23 protein-coding genes are annotated in these 17,330 nt (G+C 44.8%); 8 read left to right on the forward strand and 15 right to left on the reverse strand.

The window, feature by feature from the left end:
* The first annotated feature begins 85 nt into the window (after positions 1–85).
* The 8 genes from QYT14_RS17315 (at position 86) to QYT14_RS17350 (ending at position 4,251) form a co-directional block, all read left to right on the forward strand.
* Positions 86–838, forward strand: coding sequence for a hypothetical protein (locus QYT14_RS17315; protein ID WP_289307105.1), 753 nt, complete (start codon positions 86–88; stop codon positions 836–838).
* The gene (locus QYT14_RS17320) at positions 838–1,014 is read left to right on the forward strand and encodes a hypothetical protein (RefSeq protein WP_168184342.1); all 177 of its coding nucleotides are present in this window, start codon (positions 838–840) and stop codon (positions 1,012–1,014) included. Before QYT14_RS17315 ends, QYT14_RS17320 begins: the two co-directional genes overlap by 1 nt.
* Positions 1,015–1,063: 49 nt before the next feature.
* On the forward strand, positions 1,064–1,540 hold the full coding sequence (locus tag QYT14_RS17325) for a hypothetical protein (RefSeq protein ID WP_135472753.1): 477 nt from the start codon (positions 1,064–1,066) through the stop codon (positions 1,538–1,540).
* 66 nt (positions 1,541–1,606) lie between these two features.
* The gene (locus QYT14_RS17330; RefSeq protein ID WP_289307104.1) at positions 1,607–1,813 is read left to right on the forward strand and encodes a hypothetical protein; all 207 of its coding nucleotides are present in this window, start codon (positions 1,607–1,609) and stop codon (positions 1,811–1,813) included.
* A 7-nt stretch (positions 1,814–1,820) separates the two neighbouring features.
* Positions 1,821–2,489, forward strand: coding sequence for a hypothetical protein (locus tag QYT14_RS17335; protein WP_135472752.1), 669 nt, complete (start codon positions 1,821–1,823; stop codon positions 2,487–2,489).
* A complete protein-coding gene (locus QYT14_RS17340) occupies positions 2,476–2,829 on the forward strand; it encodes a hypothetical protein (RefSeq protein ID WP_135472751.1) in 354 nt (117 codons plus the stop codon). Before QYT14_RS17335 ends, QYT14_RS17340 begins: the two co-directional genes overlap by 14 nt.
* 17 nt (positions 2,830–2,846) lie before the next feature.
* Positions 2,847–3,518 carry a hypothetical protein gene (locus QYT14_RS17345; RefSeq protein WP_135472750.1) on the forward strand — a complete coding sequence of 224 codons (672 nt, stop codon included), beginning with the start codon at positions 2,847–2,849 and terminating at the stop codon, positions 3,516–3,518.
* A 376-nt stretch (positions 3,519–3,894) separates the two neighbouring features.
* Positions 3,895–4,251 carry a hypothetical protein gene (locus tag QYT14_RS17350; protein WP_289307103.1) on the forward strand — a complete coding sequence of 119 codons (357 nt, stop codon included), beginning with the start codon at positions 3,895–3,897 and terminating at the stop codon, positions 4,249–4,251.
* 50 nt (positions 4,252–4,301) lie between these two features.
* On the opposite strand, the gene QYT14_RS17355 is transcribed toward QYT14_RS17350, so the two are convergent.
* The 15 genes from QYT14_RS17355 to QYT14_RS17425 form a co-directional block, all read right to left on the reverse strand.
* On the reverse strand, positions 4,302–4,904 hold the full coding sequence (locus QYT14_RS17355) for a hypothetical protein (RefSeq protein WP_135472749.1): 603 nt from the start codon (positions 4,902–4,904) through the stop codon (positions 4,302–4,304).
* 11 nt (positions 4,905–4,915) lie between these two features.
* On the reverse strand, positions 4,916–6,157 hold the full coding sequence (locus tag QYT14_RS17360; protein ID WP_135472748.1) for a relaxase: 1,242 nt from the start codon (positions 6,155–6,157) through the stop codon (positions 4,916–4,918).
* The gene (locus QYT14_RS17365; protein WP_135472747.1) at positions 6,154–6,690 is read right to left on the reverse strand and encodes a metalloproteinase; all 537 of its coding nucleotides are present in this window, start codon (positions 6,688–6,690) and stop codon (positions 6,154–6,156) included. Before QYT14_RS17365 ends, QYT14_RS17360 begins: the two co-directional genes overlap by 4 nt.
* A 272-nt stretch (positions 6,691–6,962) precedes the next feature.
* Positions 6,963–7,424 carry a hypothetical protein gene (locus QYT14_RS17370; RefSeq protein ID WP_135472746.1) on the reverse strand — a complete coding sequence of 154 codons (462 nt, stop codon included), beginning with the start codon at positions 7,422–7,424 and terminating at the stop codon, positions 6,963–6,965.
* Between the two features lie 66 nt (positions 7,425–7,490).
* Complete coding sequence (locus tag QYT14_RS17375) at positions 7,491–7,733, reverse strand: helix-turn-helix domain-containing protein (RefSeq protein ID WP_135472745.1); 243 nt, start codon at positions 7,731–7,733, stop codon at positions 7,491–7,493.
* A gap of 231 nt (positions 7,734–7,964) precedes the next feature.
* A complete protein-coding gene (locus QYT14_RS17380; RefSeq protein ID WP_135472744.1) occupies positions 7,965–8,378 on the reverse strand; it encodes a hypothetical protein in 414 nt (137 codons plus the stop codon).
* The gene (locus QYT14_RS17385) at positions 8,371–8,994 is read right to left on the reverse strand and encodes a hypothetical protein (RefSeq protein ID WP_135472743.1); all 624 of its coding nucleotides are present in this window, start codon (positions 8,992–8,994) and stop codon (positions 8,371–8,373) included. Before QYT14_RS17385 ends, QYT14_RS17380 begins: the two co-directional genes overlap by 8 nt.
* A gap of 5 nt (positions 8,995–8,999) precedes the next feature.
* Positions 9,000–10,433 (reverse strand): ATP-binding protein, encoded by a 1,434-nt coding sequence (locus QYT14_RS17390; protein ID WP_135472742.1) that lies wholly within the window; start codon positions 10,431–10,433, stop codon positions 9,000–9,002.
* 181 nt (positions 10,434–10,614) lie between these two features.
* The gene (locus tag QYT14_RS17395) at positions 10,615–11,766 is read right to left on the reverse strand and encodes a site-specific integrase (protein ID WP_135472741.1); all 1,152 of its coding nucleotides are present in this window, start codon (positions 11,764–11,766) and stop codon (positions 10,615–10,617) included.
* Positions 11,767–11,802: 36 nt separating this feature from the next.
* Positions 11,803–12,948, reverse strand: coding sequence for a site-specific integrase (locus QYT14_RS17400; protein ID WP_135472740.1), 1,146 nt, complete (start codon positions 12,946–12,948; stop codon positions 11,803–11,805).
* A gap of 206 nt (positions 12,949–13,154) precedes the next feature.
* Positions 13,155–14,114, reverse strand: coding sequence for a toprim domain-containing protein (locus tag QYT14_RS17405; protein WP_229537707.1), 960 nt, complete (start codon positions 14,112–14,114; stop codon positions 13,155–13,157).
* Between the two features lie 217 nt (positions 14,115–14,331).
* On the reverse strand, positions 14,332–15,408 hold the full coding sequence (locus QYT14_RS17410; RefSeq protein ID WP_032596724.1) for an AAA family ATPase: 1,077 nt from the start codon (positions 15,406–15,408) through the stop codon (positions 14,332–14,334).
* 14 nt (positions 15,409–15,422) lie between these two features.
* The gene (locus tag QYT14_RS17415) at positions 15,423–15,731 is read right to left on the reverse strand and encodes a DUF3853 family protein (RefSeq protein WP_007842330.1); all 309 of its coding nucleotides are present in this window, start codon (positions 15,729–15,731) and stop codon (positions 15,423–15,425) included.
* 223 nt (positions 15,732–15,954) lie between these two features.
* Positions 15,955–16,974, reverse strand: a complete 1,020-nt coding sequence (locus QYT14_RS17420) for a hypothetical protein (RefSeq protein WP_289307102.1) — start codon at positions 16,972–16,974, stop codon at positions 15,955–15,957.
* A gap of 10 nt (positions 16,975–16,984) precedes the next feature.
* Positions 16,985–17,330, reverse strand: a 346-nt coding sequence (locus QYT14_RS17425) for a PDDEXK nuclease domain-containing protein (protein ID WP_289826449.1), incomplete at its 5' end; no start/stop codon positions are given.

A 17,330-nucleotide genomic window follows, 5' to 3' on the forward strand; every position in this document is an offset into this window, starting at 1 on the left:
TAAGATAGTCCTGTGGATGATGTGGGTACAGATTGCGCTCCTGCCTATTATCGTAGTGATGATAAATGTGACAAATAGTGGCGTTATGTGGCGATGGAATTTGCTCAACTGGATGATGGTTGGAGGCTATATTCTTGGATTGCTCGCTCTCCCAGCCAGCCGAGGACTTGAAAAGCCGGGATTACTGAAATGGTGGTTGAGAATAGATTTCTGGTTCTCGCTCATTCCGGCTGTCATTGCACTGCCATTGCTCTTTTATGTCGGAAGGCATTATATAGATGCAGAGGATGGAGATTACGTTCTCTATCACACACGAGGTTTAATGATGGCCGCCCCGCACTATGGTTTAGGGAAAAAAGAGGGCCTATTTATTCGCCCCATGTCGAAATCCGTCCGGATTAATGATTATGATAATGTGAAAATTGAATGCTTTAAAGTCGACGCACAGAAAGGCTTCATGTATGGACTGGAGCGTGGGGTATCGCCTGCTACATGGGTTTTGCCGATTGATTCAGCCAAATACCATAATCATGCCAAGGAAATAACAGCACTAATAGACAGCTTATATCAATTACAGCCATTATTGATATCGCAATCTTGCGGAGCATTCGTTTTCCCTGACGATTTTGTCGAAATAAGCTACTTTGAAAAGCAAGTAACTTACGGAGGTTCTGCATCTTATGATATTGAAGATCAGGGTGATTGTATAGCTGTAAAGACTCCTGATGGCTATCTTATAGTACCACGATTGAAATTTACACAAGATTCTATCGGCGAATTATCACCTAAAGTGGTAAAAGCATTCATAAAAAGATTAGAAAATAGAAATAGCAAATAATGGATCAGATTGGTAAATTCATAGCCTCGGCGGTTGTCGTGTTCTTATTCATGTTCAGCCTTATATTCTGCTTCGACTCGCCCGACACGTTGACCAATATCTTATTGGTCAGTGCAAACGTGCTGTTTTGGGGCGGCATCCTTTGGCTTATCAACAGGAAAGGAGGCAAGCGATGAAACAAATCTGGTACAATCTCGAAGTAAGTAAAAGAAAGGAATCGCAAAAATGATGAGACAGCAGACTGATACAAATATATTCGCATGCTTCGTTTCCTACCCATCGCTGGTTGCAGATGTCTCGGAACAAATAAAAGACGAAGCAATTAAAAAAGGTGATATGTTTCGTTCCTATATTTGGGGCGAAGCGGGATTAGACCGTTATCTAAAGAATATCCAATATTCAGATTATGGACAAGATCTAAAACGGATTCTTTTCCAATTTTACGTTTTGCCCTGTGATTATGAACGAGTGCATATCAGAGATATTGAGAACTATCGCAAACGGGAAAAGGCCATTGGGATTTCAATAATCATTGAAAGTGATTTTTTTCAATATTCCGATGCCCAAAGAAAATGTATCTTAGTGTCATCTATCATTTCAAAAATCGAAGGACTAAAAGATGTCATCGAGAAGAATAGATTGGATACTAATATTGAACAACTTGTTTTAGACTTAAAGCAAGAATTAAGTAGTTATGTATAATTAACGAAAATGAGATGAAATAATGGAAACTTTAATGGAATTGATTGCTGAAATATTTATCCGTTCATGGTTCGGTTCGGCGATTCTTCATATCGGAGCCGGGCTTCGGTATGGTGGTTGTGGTTGTTCCGTCGCGGACAAAAAGTGACATACAGGCAAATCCGCTATGGGTCGGAAGATTTCAATAACATAGACCATGCCGACAACAACCTCGCCAACGGCTTTCTTGGATTCCTCGTTTTCGCAGTGATTCTGATTCTAATAGCCAAATAGTATAAATATGAAGAATGTTATATCAATGAAATATTATAAGCTGTCACATGACCTGAGGATAGGCAAGAAATACCCACAAGTAGATTGTCTTTGTCCTTTCACGGCATCTCAAATAAGTCCGTGGAATAAACTATTATGTAATCCCGATTTGAAATTCAAATTAAAAAAGGGGGCTATTATGTCAGACTATATCTCCACGACAGCCGGACCTGGGTGTGATATGCTTATATCTCCTGAATTATATGACTGTATCAGGCTTTTCAATGTCATGCCGTATCAGGTTTTTCCAGCTTTAATTGACGCCAATAAAGATATTAGGGAATACTTGTGGTTACATCTATACGGACTTCCTTTCGTGGATTTAATAGACTACAAAAAATCATCATTCATCAGGACAGAGTGGACTATTCCACAAGATTCTATTGCTCTGGAGTCTTTCAGCCAATATCAGCAATTAAAATCACAGGATAAGACTGGGGCTTTTGGCGTAACATTTGATTCGCTCACATTAAGAGATAGAAGCATAATTTGGGATTTGTTCTTTCCGTTTCCATTCGACAGTACAATCGTTATATCTGAACGATTAGCGGATGAGTTAATCAAGTCCAATTATACCGGTTTGTCGATCGAACCAACTGATTTAATCTCTTGCACATTGAATAATGAAACTGACTGACAACATCAGCAAAGCATTGACCGCCTTTCGTATGGCTGCGGCTGCTCAAGTTGCATCAACGGAGAGTGGCGATTATAAAAAAGGCAACAATGCCTTTGACCGGATTATTCAGATTCTTAAATATCTCAAGGAATTAGGAAAAATGAATGAATTGGAAGCATTGTTGTCTGATTCTAATGTAGGTGTAAGAATGTTTGCCGCATATGGTTTGCTGCCGAAATCTCCCAAAATCGCGGTTCCAGTTCTCAAAGAGATTTCACAAAGAGAGGATATACATTCCCTTACCGCAAAAGCGACACTTGAACAGTGGGAACAAGACACTTTAATATATCCATTTTAGTTTTTAGCGTTACGATTATGAAAAAGTGGCATAAAATATTAGGTGTTATAACCTTTGGAGCGATTGGCATTTGCGAATTGCTCTTATGTGCCAATACCTATGTGGATTTGAAATATATAGCATTAGACCTTTATTGGCCGGATGAGATTGAGAGATTGTATCAGAGGACAAATTCTCTATCAATAGCTCTTCTTCTCAATTATATCATCGCACTTGCCCTGTTCATTTGTCTATGGCGGAAAGGAACGAACAAGACTAACCCTTCGCCTATCAAAATTATTTCAGTCGGAAAAATTACATTGCCCTTCACTTTTGAGAAAACTTACTGCCGCCTTGGAGTATTTACTGAAAATAATGGCATTGAACGTATGGAAGCCTATTTTGTCAGAAACGACAAAACAGCAATCTGTTATAAAAATAGTCTTTTTTATCAAGTTGTCATTGATGATGCAAAGCATGATAAATACGACAATAGCGAAATAAATACAGGCACTATTATTAATATTCGCGCAACAACAGGACTTGCTAATTACATTGTTAAATTGTCGGATGAGAGATTGATTGTATTTGAGATTCTTCCCGAAGGTTACGGTGAACTATATGAAAATTTCACAATAGTACTCCCAAGTGATGACAGATACTCGGAGTATTTGGAAGATTATAACAAGGGAACTGAACTTGATTACTGAACAGAAAATAAGCGATGATACTGACCGATAAACGATTTTGGATATTTGAGGCATTTGTGGCTTTTGTTTCAGTAGGAGTGGGTTATAGTATGTTGTATATGGAATGGGATACATACTACACGGTCATATTCCTATTATGTGGTTTGTTGAGCGGATTCGTTGCATTTAAGTGGTTTAGAAAAAGTAATTTCAGACTTTCTTTGTCGGTTTGGATAGCCAACAGCCTATCTGTTGCAATTTGTTTTCTTTTACCCAATTTAAATAAATCCACAACACATTTAGATTACCTGATATTATTTTTGATAATGTATTCATTAATCTCAATCATCCCATACATTGTCATAACAAAAATTTACTCACTTATCTCAAAACGACTATGACACATAAATTGGCTTTATTTTGGACAGCATGGGGAGTGATGCTGCTTCTCATGGTCTATCGTTGTATGTCCGAGGGTTGGCGAGGAGATACGACATTGCTTGGTGGAGCTTATGCGCTGTCGCTGTTATCGGCTTGGCTGTGCCATAGGATAAGACAGAGAATCGCCTTTGGCAATCTGATTGTGATGATTGTCTATAATGCTATATTGAGTTATAATCTGGCATTTCACAGTCGGTATGGAGCCGGACTGACTTGGTGGCTCTTCGCACTGCTACTAAACGCCGTCCATTCAATCGCATTACTCGCATTCATAATTGCGCATACAATAAAACAGGAAAAAGTTAGCGACTGATAGATAATCGGTTTTGAAAATTTGAATGCTTTACCATTGCGCGGCATAGATTACTTCTTCCTGTAGATATATGCTGCAATGATGATTGTCAAGGCTGTCAGCCCGGAATATACAACTGAAATTTGTGTCAGCACATCGGAATGAATCAGTTTCACATTGGCGAATATGACGAGGGCAAAAAACGTGGCAAGTATTAGCAGCAATGCAATCATGCACCAGAATGTTGTCTGTGTCATGGATATGCGATTCTCATTGCGACGGATATCCTTGTCTGCCTTTTTGCTTTCTATGCGAATCCGAGATATGGCATTGTCAACAATGGTATTGATTTCTTCAAGTAATGCCTGTCTGTCGTTTTCTGCAAATCTTATCGGAAATGATGTTTTAAGCAGGTCGTGGAGATTTTGCATTGTTCCTGCGTATGCACCGATTCCTTCAATGAGGCTTTCCAACTTTTTATGCGCATCCGCAATCTCCGGCTTGAGCCTGCGGAACTCGTTGGCAAGCGCATCATTCCGTTGTTCAAGTCTTTGCCGACGTGCTTCTTCCGCTGTTACTGCTGTTACCTCTTCTATTTCAGAAGTCTTTGCCATTTCGGATGTGGCTTCTGTGGGCTGCACATCCTTGCTGTAATCGTATTTCCTGTTTGCCATAGGTGTATTCTTTATCTTCTGCGTCCTGATTTCGTTTCCTTGCCAAAATGTGCCGCCGCTGCACGGGCGCATCTGCGGGCGCGTTCAATCTCGTCCTCGTCTTTTTTGTCACGCCAGTTGTCATCATTGTGTGAACCGCCTCCACCGCCTCCCGTTGAAACGGAGCCAACTGCCGTCAATCCCACGAACAAGGCTACCGCCATATCGGTGAGTTCTTTCCAGTTCGCCGTCTCGCGATAGTCGAACTCATCGTTGAACACCTGCATGACATCATCGGGAATATAGAACAGGGAGGTCTTGCCGTCGTGCGGCAGCTCGTATCGGGAAGTGTTCTCATGCCATGACGAATAGTCTGCGACAGGTTCGCTGGAAAGTTGCAGTGGCTTTGCAACAGGCTTTGCGGCGACTGGAACAACAGGTACATCCGTCTTTGGCACGATTTTACCGACAGGCTGCACAGTCTTTGTTTCGGACTGGTCGTGAAGTTTCTGCCAGGTCTGTTCAATCTTCGATGCCATGAGTTTGCGCCCCTTGCCAAGTTCGGATGCCTTGAATTTGGCTTTGCCCTTTCCGACCACATAACCCTTTATGCCGCCTTTGTCGTCCGGCCGTTCCACAAGTGTGTACCCATTTGCCCGCACCCTTGCTACATAATCATCCCAAGACCATGACGGCATTGCCTTCAGAATGTCCATAAGGTCTTCGGCAACCTTGACGGCGTTTGCCTTGTGGATTTCCTTCGCGGTTATCCATCCACGCTGGACGGCAACAGCCTGCGCCGCATCATGCGCGCGGATATGTATCTTGTGGTCGTTGTTCGTCCTGCCGTTCCTGTCCTTTCGGCACACGGCGGCATGGAGGTGGGGAATCCGGCTGTCGGATTCAAGATGCAGCCACACCGTGTAGATGCTGTCCGCGAGGTTTGTCTTGTGGGAATACACTTTGCCGTCTTCATCCGCCATCTCTATTTTGTCATACTCCCGGACAAAATCATCCCACAACTGCTGCCAGTCCTGCATGGTGAAGTCCTTTGTATGTTCTTTCGCCGGACTGATTTCAATGCGGATAACATTATTCTTCATCGGCGCGTGGGCTTTCATCATGTCCCATACGCCTTGCGCGTCAAGTCCGCACGGAAGCAGGTTGTCCTTGACATGATATATCAGTTCCGGGTGTTTCTTGTTTCTCGACTCACCGGATATGTATCGGATATCATTTATTCCGTGGTTTATGGATTTTGCCTTGCCTATCATGTCGGTGCCTCCTCCTTGTCTGTTTCTGCTACTGTTTCTTGTTGTACCGTCATGTTTTTCACCGCCGGTATGCGGTTCGGGGCGAAATGTTTCTTGATGAGCCTCGTAATCATGTCAGCGGTCTTGCCGAGAAGCCGTAGCGCGCCTATCATCCACGGCTGGTTACGGAACATCGCCCTGCGCTCGTCCTGTGACATTGCGTTAAGCATCGAGGTGTATTTCGCATAGTCGCTGCGTGCGATGACAAGCTGCTCGCGGACTGCCTCCTGTTCCGGTGTCAGCCGTACTTTCGGCTCGTATCCGTATGCGCGGGAAAGCACATAGTCACTGAGGCTCATGCCGCACTCATTGGCAATGCTTGTGATTTTCTCCCGTTGCGACTTGCTGACACGGAACGAGATTGTCGAATCACGTTTCTCCTTGACTTTCTTCTTTTTGTTTTCCGTGTCTTCTGCATTCACGGCGGCATCGGTTATTCTGTCTTTGGTTTCAACCGGTTCCGTGTTGCCGGGTAATTTCTGTTCAGTTTTCATAAGCGGTAATTGATGATTCTACAAAAGGTACCGGTGCGAGCCTGCGAGCGGCGTTCTCCGTTGGACTGCGGGACAACGGCAAGAGAGCCGTGCGTGGAATGACCGTCAGGAAATGTAATGCAGCGGCATATCTTGAAACACCACTCATCTTCCTTCCCTCCTTTTTCTTCCTTTTCTGCCCTGCCTTTGGCATTATCCCATCGCTGTTTTAGGCTGTTTCGCCTATATTATAAGAGGTATGACAGCCGCCTGTAGGTCGCACCTTACCCGGATTACTTGTTGTCGTCGGGAAGTCTGTCGAAGGCTGTCTTCACAGCTTCGGCATCGGTGGTGATACGCATCAGCGCAACGGTCGCCTTGAGTGCCTGTGCCTGGTTGCAGAATTGCGTGACGGTATTAAGGAGGACTTCCGACCGTCCGACACGGAACGACATCACAGCGTCTGCCGTCAGGGTGTTGGTCTTGTTCATGCCGTGGTTCAGGAACCGGTTTACTGCCAGCCTGTCAGCCGGATCGATGTCCTCATACTTGCCGTTGCCCGTGGCATGGCTTACCATGACACGTACGGCGTCCGCCTGATAAAGTGTACAAGAGTTGAGGAATGCAAGTACATGGGCGAACTCCGCCTTGAGTTCGCCTCTTGCGCGGGGCTGTCTGCCATTGTTTTTTCCGCTGTTGTCCTTTTGCGCGGAAACATTGCTGTTCACCTGCGACACATTGTTTTCATTGTTCATACTGAAATGGTTTAAATGGTTTTTGAATACTGCTTGATTGATGTTTGAATTTCATTTGAATGTTCGTTACTTGTCCGTACAGCGGTTTACAAGATACTGCGCGGCATCGCTGTCAATTTCCGCCTGTGACTTGACACGGATGTTTGTCAGCCATGTGTCAAGGTCTGCCTTCGAGAAGAAACACAGTTTGCCGTTGGGCTTGTAATAAGGGATTGCACGGCGCATCATCAGTTTGTAGAGATAGCTCGGCTTGAGTCCGAGGTACTTTGCAGCCTCGGTGGTGGTGAGTAGGTTTCTTTCTGTTTCCATATCGCTTTCAATTTGTTTTTATTCCTGTTGCCATTCAGCATAACACCTTGCGTTTCTGCTGTTTTATGCCTTATGTTTCGCTTGCAAAGTTACTTTGGACTTGAAGTGGCGCAATGTGGCCCGAATGGGGAAAGTGCATAAGACAGCAATGCGCCATACTACTGGTATTCAGCGGTATGGCGCATTGCCGTAATCTTCTTGTGTTATGTCAGATGGGGAACCGGCGGGCTGTTATGGGGTACGGTTCAGTTGCCGGGCTTTTTCGATGGCATTGTCGATGGATTTGCGGTATTCCCGGTTCTCTCTTGTCGCGCCTTGCGCGCACACATCGTTGCGGTGCTTGTCGTAATATGACTTGGATATTCCGCAACGTTGCAGGAAATCTTCCGCCCACTGTTTTCCACGCTCACGCGGCTTGACGGTCTGCGATACGGACAACACCATGTAGCAGATGCGCAGGTTCTCTTTCGGACGCACGGTGACAGGCTGCACCGTCGGCTTCAGGTTCATGAAGTTCACGAAGTCGGAGCCGGAAAGATGTCCGAACTGGCAGTCGTTGCAGACCTCGTAGATGAACAGGCACAAGGCAAGGTCAACGGTGTCCATCCATGCGGATGTGTCTTTGAACAGGATGCCGTCACTCATGCGCGTCCCCCTTCATCCGTCTAATGTCGCTGATGATGCTTCCCGAAATGCCTTTCAGTCTCTCGACCAGCACGGAAAGGAACACCGGCTTGAAACAATACACGCAGAAAGTTCGGTCACGCTCCTGCTGTAACTCATTATATAAAAGGTTCACACGCGCGTGGGCTGTGTCGTATTCCGCTTTCTTTGCATCGCACAAAGGGTCAAGCGACTTGTAATCCTCAGAGTCGAGCGGCAGGAAATCCAGCCGGTTGCTCATTGCCGAATACTCGCGCCACAGTCCGGTGGAAATATCTTTCGCTTCCTCATACTTTGCCTCATAGGGTTTTAAGTGGTCATTGAAGATGCCCTCAAAATCCACGGACTGCAATCCTAAATTATCTAATGACAGGAATTTTTCTGCCTTCGAAAAAAGGGAAAAGGAAATCTCGTTCAACTGTTCCGCATCGTCATGGAACATCGCAGCCGCCTCTGTCACTATTTGGTTTGTCTCATTGAAATCCTTGTAGAACAGGGATAGCAGCAAAGCCTGTTCAAAGGTGATGCTGTCCTGCTTACAAGTGGCAAGCAAGTTATTTACCTCTTGCAGCCGTTGTGTTATCTGTTGTATCATCATAATCATCAGGAATTGAAAAGGTCATCCATTGTCACCTCGCTGTGAACTATACTTTTGTTTTTAGCATTGGCCACGCCGTAGGTTGTGACAAATGTGTTTACTAGTGTTTTCTTGTTTTTTGTCGCCATACGGAACAAACCCATACGTTCACGGAGTTTCATCTCATAACTTGTTGTAATACCGTATAGATCTGTACTAAACTTCATTTCACACAAATGAATTATGCGGTCTGCACGTTCAATAATCATGTCTATCTGAAAGCCGGGTATACCATCGCCTTTGTCAGCCTTGCTTCGCCATGTAGAAATGGCAGTTCCAACTCCGGCGATGCCCAATGCAGTTTTAATTTGCCTATGATGATTCAGGCAAACAAGCTCAAAACTTAGTCCCATCCATGCTGACACACTTCGTGAATCAAGGTTATTGCTCCACCACAATCCGTCTTTTGTATTATTGGGTTCAATGAACTTATAATAGAACAATGTAAAAAAGTCGGTAAGTCTGAACAGACTGTCTCGTGTTTTGTTCCCGTAATGGGACAGCCGTGTGATAAAATCGCAGCGTTCAAGATTTCTCAATATTTTGCTCAGAAAAGCACCTTCAATGCCGGTCATACGGAGAATGTCCTCACGTGTCAGACCTAATTTGTTTTCCGACAACAGTCTAACGACTGAAATATAAGTGTCGGCCTTGGCAAACAACGCTGTATAGAGTTCATCGAACTCACCCCGGAGCTGTGCGCCTTCCGCGAATATCAGGCGGTCTATATTCTGTGCAAGACTGTCCGAAACATTCAGTAGGCTCAGATAAAAAGGTGTTCCGCCAAATATCATATAACATTGGAGTATTTGGTATCTGTCCCATTGGCAGTTTCTTTGCCTCAGATACTCTTCTGTTTCATGCAAGGTGAATGGAGAAAGATGCAGGTTGCATGTGATACGGGCGTGCAATCCGCCCTGATTGCCTCCTATCTTGTCAGCCATCCAAGATGTTGCCGATCCGGTCGCGATGAACACTATGTCGGTACGTCGGTTCCCCCATCCGTTCCAGAAATTCTCCAATGCACTGACAAAATTGGAACGTTGGGTGTCCATCCACGGCATTTCATCTATGAAAACAACCTTTTTCCGTTTGCTTGGAAGTTTTTCGAGATAGTCGGCGAGCGCATTGAAAGCCTCGTACCAATTGGCTACTTTCGGCTGTTTCTTTTTGGAATGCCGTTCTATGGCTCTCATAAAATCCTGTAACTGTATCTTTGCCGGTGTCTTATGTTCACCAACAAAAGTAAAGTCATATTTGTAGTTAAAAAACTTGTCTATAAGATATGTCTTGCCGATACGTCGGCGACCGCTGACGATTACAAACTCAGATCTGTCGGAATCCAAGCACCGCTGCAGTTCTTCACACTCTCTGTTTCGGGATATCAGTCTATCTTGCATAACTTTTCCATTGATTTTGCAAAGGTACTGATTTTTAATCGTAAAAAAGAATGTTTTATGCTGACTTTTTACCTTATCGGTGAAATTTTATAAGATAAGGTAATATCTCAGCATATATTTGTATGCTGAGTTGCTACTTTATCACTAAACAAATTGTATTATAAGGTAGAAACTCAGTATATCAGTCAAATACGCCATCGACCAGATTGACAGCTTCAACCTTCTTGCTGTCAACGATTTTAGCGTATATCTGGGTCGTTTTCACGTTGGAGTGGCCGAGCAGCTTGCTCGTGGTATAAAGGTCTGCGCCCAATGTCAGCATCATCGTTGCGAAGCTGTGCCTCGACGTGTGGTAGGTGATTTTCTTGGTGATACCGGCCGCTTTCACCCACTTTGCCAGCACCTTGTTTATGTTGGGTTCGGCAATCAGCCCGTCAAACACCTTGCCGTCATCCGGGGCATCGCCACGTTCAGGAATCCATTTCATCGCCTGCGAGGAAAGGGGAAGGAATATCGGGGTCGTGGTTTTCTGCATCACGACAGACGCGCGCCACTGTTCCCCATCTTTGGACAAGTCACGCCAGCGGAGTGCGTAAATGTCACTGAGCCTCAGACCACAATAGCAGGCGAAAAGATAAGCACGTTTCACATCCTCCCTCGGACATTCCGTCGCTATAAGGGTCTTTATCTCGTCCACGGTAAGGAACTCACGCTTGCTCTCCGGCACCTTGATGCGCTCGGTCGGGGTAAGCGACATGAACGGGTTTTCGGGAATGATGTCAGCCCTGACCGCCGCGTTCAATGCCGTGCTGAAGTAGCCGACATAATCCGACATGCTTTTCGGACTCAGCGGATTGCCCCACGTGGTCTTGTATTCGGACTGGAGCCAGCGGATGAAGGCAACACAGAAGTTCTTGTCGATGTCACCCATGCGCACCTTGTTCTTTCCTATATAAGTAGAAACAAGGTTAGACACCGTACCCAACAGTTTCACGCCTCTCACACCTCTGCGTTTTTGTTCCTCATAGAATGTCCGCATCCAGTCCGACAGCAGCATCTTTGACCTGCCTGATGTGTTCTTCAGTCCGGCCTTGTTGTTGGTCAGTTCGATTATCCGTTTTGACTTGATGGTCTCCACAGCCGCCAGTGTGGCCCTGTTCTGTTCCTTGACACGGGCATTGATTTCGGGAAGGCGGTAGAGCTTAAGGAACTCGTACTGCCTCTTGCCGTCCACATAGATGTCAAGATAGTATGACTCGGAACCGTCCGCAAGTTTCTTGGTGCGCACCTTCACCGGTTCCTTCAGTTTTGTCTTTTTGCCGTTTGCCGCCATATATAATAATATAATAAGGTATTACGATTTATGATTTCAGAATACGGAATCCGCAAGGTTCACCGCCTCGTCCTTCTTCCGGTCGATTATCCTCGCGTATATCTGGGTGTGCTTGACCGAGCTGTGTCCCAGCAGTTTCGACACGGTGTACAAGTCCGCTCCGAGGGTGAGCATCATCGTTGCGAAGGAGTGCCTGCTTGTATGATAGGAGATATGCTTCCTGATTCCTGCCGCCTCCGCCCACTTTTTCAGGTTCTCGTTCACGTTACCGTAATTGACGAGGTTGCCGAACACATAATCATCAAAGGTGCTATCTCCTTTTTCGGGCATCCATTTCAATGCCTGTCCTGACAGGGGAATGTATAACGGCTTGGTGGTCTTCTTCATCACGACCGAAACGAATGTCTGCCCGTTCTCGGTATAAACATCACCCCATTTGAGGTTTCTGATATCGCTGATGCGAAGACCTGTAAAACAGGAGAACAGATAAGCCCTCTTCACAAGTTCGTTGGGGCAGTCCGTGGTAATCATGCTCCGTATCTCGTCAATAGTCAGATATTCACGCTTGCTTTCCGGCTTCTTTATCTTCTCGATGGTCTCAAGTCTGTTCCACGGGTTCTTGTCTATGAGTCCTTCGCGTACCGCTTCGTTGAGCATGGTGCGGAAAGTCTGGCAATAGGTGTCTGCGGTTCTCGCGCTGACGGGCTTCCCTGTCAGGCGGTGCTTGTATGTGTTGCGGAACCAGTCAATCATGTCAAGGCAGAACTGCCTGTCAATATCCGAAAGGCGGGTGTCAGGACGGAACATATGCAAAGCCTTTTTCACGTTGCTGATGCTACCCATGTCTCTTAAACCCCGTTTTTCGTGGTTGTCATAACAAGTTTGAAGCCAGTCCGAAAGTAGCATCCCCATACCGGAACCGGCAAGTTCCATTTGGGCTTTTGCATTCAACAGGGCTTCGGTTCTCGCTTGCAAGATTTCTTCCGCATCCCGGAGTGTGCGCGCGTTCTGACGCTTCGCTGTAGAAGAGGTTTCGGGCAGGAGGTAGAGTTGCAGGAACTCGTACTCGTGCCCGCCGTCCACGCTGCGGTCGAGGAACAGGGACATGCGTCCGTCTGCCAGTTTGCGGCGGCGTAACTTGAACGGGGATTTCTCCACCAGTGATTTCCTTTTTCTTCCCATTGTCCTTCAGTGTCTTATATTCACCTGCAAAGGTACGAAATAATCCGCAAATGAGTATCGTTTTAGGTAACAAAAATGAAGAATAATAGTGATTTTTAAGGAATGTATCAGAAATCATCTGATTTACGGAAGCATCTAATAATCAGCATTTATATAGATTTTCTCCGCTTTTATTTTCCCTTCTTTTGCATACATTGGCTAATGGGCTATAACCGGAAGCCTTTCGGTTTCTTGGATAGTGTATCATTCCTCTTTTTGACAGATTGCGCTTGCTCTTTCCTATCGGCTATTCGTTTCTGTAAATATTCGTTCAGATCTTTACATCCACTGTAGATTTGCGAGGCGTCACGTATATACCGGGTAGCATCATACTCCTTTCTGATTTGCTGTATTGCTTCCATTCCTGCACGGTCATTGTCAAAGAAACAGTGGATGCGCTCATAGCTTCCCAACGGATAGAGTGCCTTGGGAACATTGGCTACGGAATTAAGAACTATGTAATCCTGTCTGTCGAAGTCGGGTGATTGCAGACAATTTTCCAGCCTTAAGGTAAGAAAAGAAAGGTAATCCATAAATCCCTCAAAAACGTAACATGCACTCCTTGGCTTTCCTGACTGTCTGATATGGGATATTTCTTTTGGTGCGATACATCCCTTGAAATATCGGTTGCGGATTTCATAACCTCCAGATATGTTTGGAAAGGCAATGGCGAAATACCGTTTGCCGTTGTGGGTGAAACGGGCTTCTTTACATTCTCTTTTCGCCAGTGCCGTGTTTATCCCTCTTTCCTGTAGATAGGCAAGCAGGGCAGGAGAAGTCAACTGTACAATGTCCAACTCCTGAAAACTCGGTTCGGAAAATGGCTGCTTGCCAAAAGAGAAAGACACGGGATGTATGTGTGGTGTCTGTTCCTCGATTTTCTGTAGAAGATAAGGTACATAGTCGGAACAGTAAAGTTCCTGTGCCAGTGCAATGATATTTCCACCTTTACCAATTGCAAAATCATACCATTGGTTGCGCTCGATATTCACTTTGAACGAGGGCTCTGTCTCTTCCCGTAACGGGGATTTATACCACAGGTTGATACCTTGCTGCTTGACGGGAGAATGTCCCAAACTGTACAGAAAATCCGCTATCCTAATTTGTTTTGCTGTTTGTATATCCATAATAAGATGAGTATTTGAATAATGGGTTGGAATATTTATTTCTCTTTTCGCCCGTACCTTTTTATGAAGTACGGTCTGTATAATCACTTCACTTTATTTTCGTATATATAGGATACGGTAATAAAGTGAAGCGGTTTTACATTCTCTGCAACCGCTTCGCTTTATCCTTAATATATAGACCTGCCGAATAAAGTGAAGTGATTACAAGTTAGACGGTCTAATAGTGAAAGTCCGGCTTGAACGTGTATTTCCTGCCGTTCTCTTGTACTATCATCCGTTTGTTCCGGAGCATGATGATAAGTGATACCGCCTTTTGATGGTTCAGTTTTACACCTACCGACATATATGCCTTGACTAAGGCGGTTTCCAGATCCTTGTAGCCGTATTCCTCTTTTAGCCCGAAAGCCGCTTCCAGTGCTATGCGGTGCTGTTGTTCGGTAATATGCCTGTAAGGGTCGAACTTTTCCTCTTCCGGTCTTCCCGGTTTCTTCGCTTCGGGTCTGTACCCCTCTATGAGTTCAGGCAATGCATTGTCGTTGATACGGAAAGCGAAAGGCTCGAAATCCATTGCACGGATGTGCATGGCTGAAACATTGCTTATATCCCCGTTGCTCTTGTCCTTTTCCACCAGCAGAACGGTTTCCGCCTTGTTGTTCAGCTCCGTACCGATATGCCCTCTTGCGTTTTCATCGCCTTTGTTCTGGTGGAGTATCGTATGGATGTGTATCTGCCTGTCATCCGTCCACTGCATCAGTTTGGATATGATGCGTGTCGATTCTCCCGGACTGTTGATGTCATATACCATATCACGGATGCCGTCTATGATTACAAGCCCTATGTCCGGTGTATTATAGATAGCCTGTTCGACAATCCTGATGCGCTGCTCGGGCGTGTATTTCCTCAAAGCGAGAAACTCCAGATGTTCATTGTCCCTGTCATCAGGAAGACCGGCCAGCCGTAAAATACGTTTCATGACTTTCAGACAGTGATAATGGCTTTGTTCTGTGTCCACATAAAGAATCTTCCTTTTATCTTCCGGAAGTTCTGCCACATACCGCAGTACCGTACCGTTTTTCAATGCGGCGGCTACGATAGCCGATACATTGAAAGTCTTTTTACTCTTGGCTTTGCCGATGGATGCACTGAAATTGCCCAGTGTACCAATGACCGAACCTTGCACTTTTAGAATCTCAGGTGCTTTCTCGTAGATTTTCGACAGGCTCAGGCGTGAAGCTTGCCAAAGGATTATTGCCTGTTCTGCCGAAATCTCCTTTATTTCTTTCATATAGTCCATAAGCATACCTCCCATTATTTCCGTCCTCCTGTTTTCTTCCCGGCAAGCTCAAGAGCCAATTCCGCATCTACGATAATCTTGCGCCCTATCTGGGTAATCGCCTTGTCTATCTTACCGCTTTTCTTTATGCGGTTGGCAGTGGGCAGACTGCACCCGAACAGTTTGGCTATACCGAGTATTCCGTACACATACTTCTTTTCCGTGTCTGTAACGGGTTGCGGCAATGCTTCGGCCTGACCTGAAGCGTGCTTACTCAGGAATATGAATTCTTCGCCTGTCATTTGCCAGACGGGTTTTGATAATAATTCTTGGATATTTGTCATCGTCCAATCTATTTAGTCGTTAAACAATCAGCCCTGCGCACTGGCTGTTATTTCTGTTCTCGAACGATGCAAAATTAGGTAGGGTTATGAGTGGTAAGGATGGGGACGGTACAAACTGAATATCATTGTATCTTATTGAATATCAGAAAATAAAAATACCACTCAAAAATTATTTTGAGTGGTAAAAGTGGAACTTTCGTAAAGTATCAGGATATATCACGGATTATCTGAATATATGTTCCATTTCCTTGGCGAAATTTTGGTTGCTGTCACTGGGGAAATCTGAAACAGGCTCCTTGTATTTGGATTTGTAGTAGCTGTCGTCAATATCCAGCAGTTTCAGTATTCTGTCTTTCCATTTGTCCCTGTCCTGTTTGGGGAGTTCCTCGCCCATCAAAAATATCAGATAGCATACACGTATTTTCTCTCTCGGTTTGATTTTCAGCTTGCAGTTACAAGGGTGCAGGTTCATGTTGGCATAAAAATCCGGTGCGGAAATTTCCTCGAACTGTTCTCCAACACATACCTCATGAATGAGCGAAAGCAATTTCATGCTGAAGTATTCGTGTTGTTCCTCTGTTGTTTCCTGCTGACTGACTGGTTTGCCCGACTCGTCCTGTCGGTTCCCGTCAGGAATATATTTCTTCAATATATCCAGAAAAAGGCAGCTTTGGCGGTATATGTCCGCACAACGGTTCTTCATATATTGGAATGCCTCTTTTCTTGCTGCCTTTTGCAGGTCATAGAGTTCGTTCAGTTTGGCTTTTTCCCTGTCGTATTCAGCCTTGCAGCGTTCATATTCTTTCTCTGCCTGCTTTTCTTCTTCGGCTGTATGTTCCCTGTAGCCAATGGAATCATACCTGTTGTTGGCTTCATTCAGCGGCTTGCTCAAGCTTCTTGTAACATCCAACTGGGCTTCAATTTCAAGGGAATATCTTTCCAAATGCTGATGGCAAACACGCTCTACGGCACTGTCACTTATGGGGCGTGTTTCATAGGCCTGTATGCTCTTTTCAATTTCGGTTTTCAGGCTGTTGAGTATCAAGGTGTATTGTTCTTTTTGCCTGTCAAGTACCAGTTCAAGTATGGCGGCTTCAAAGGATTTCATGTCATTATACTCCTGATAGAAATCCGATATAAATTTCTGTCTGTTAAAAGAAAAAGCGTAATTATCTATATAGTCTCTGTATATTCTGTTGAGTTCTCCATATTGGGGAATCATCGTCTGTATCTTTCCTGCCATATACTTTATATTATGGGTTCTTGTCCTTGTCAAGGAATAAGGTCAGTTCTTCTTCCACTTCTTCTATACTCGGTAGGGCAGATTTCAGATTTTCGGGTACTGCCTTGCTCAATTGATAGTCGCTGATACCTATCGGCTGGTCATATCCAGCCAAGGCATATTGTGCCACGACCTCATCCTTACCCCTGCACAGCAAAAGACCGATGGTCTTGTTATCATTTTCTCCCCTCAGTTTATCATCTACAACATTGATATAGAAATTTAACTGCCCTGCATATTCCGGTTTGAATGGCGTTGCTTTCAATTCATATGTTGCGTAGCCATTTATGTTGGCTTCTAACTCTAATCCTTTGTAT

It is taken from the genome of uncultured Phocaeicola sp., assembly GCF_948499155.1.
In the GTDB taxonomy this organism is placed as follows: domain Bacteria; phylum Bacteroidota; class Bacteroidia; order Bacteroidales; family Bacteroidaceae; genus Phocaeicola; species Phocaeicola faecalis.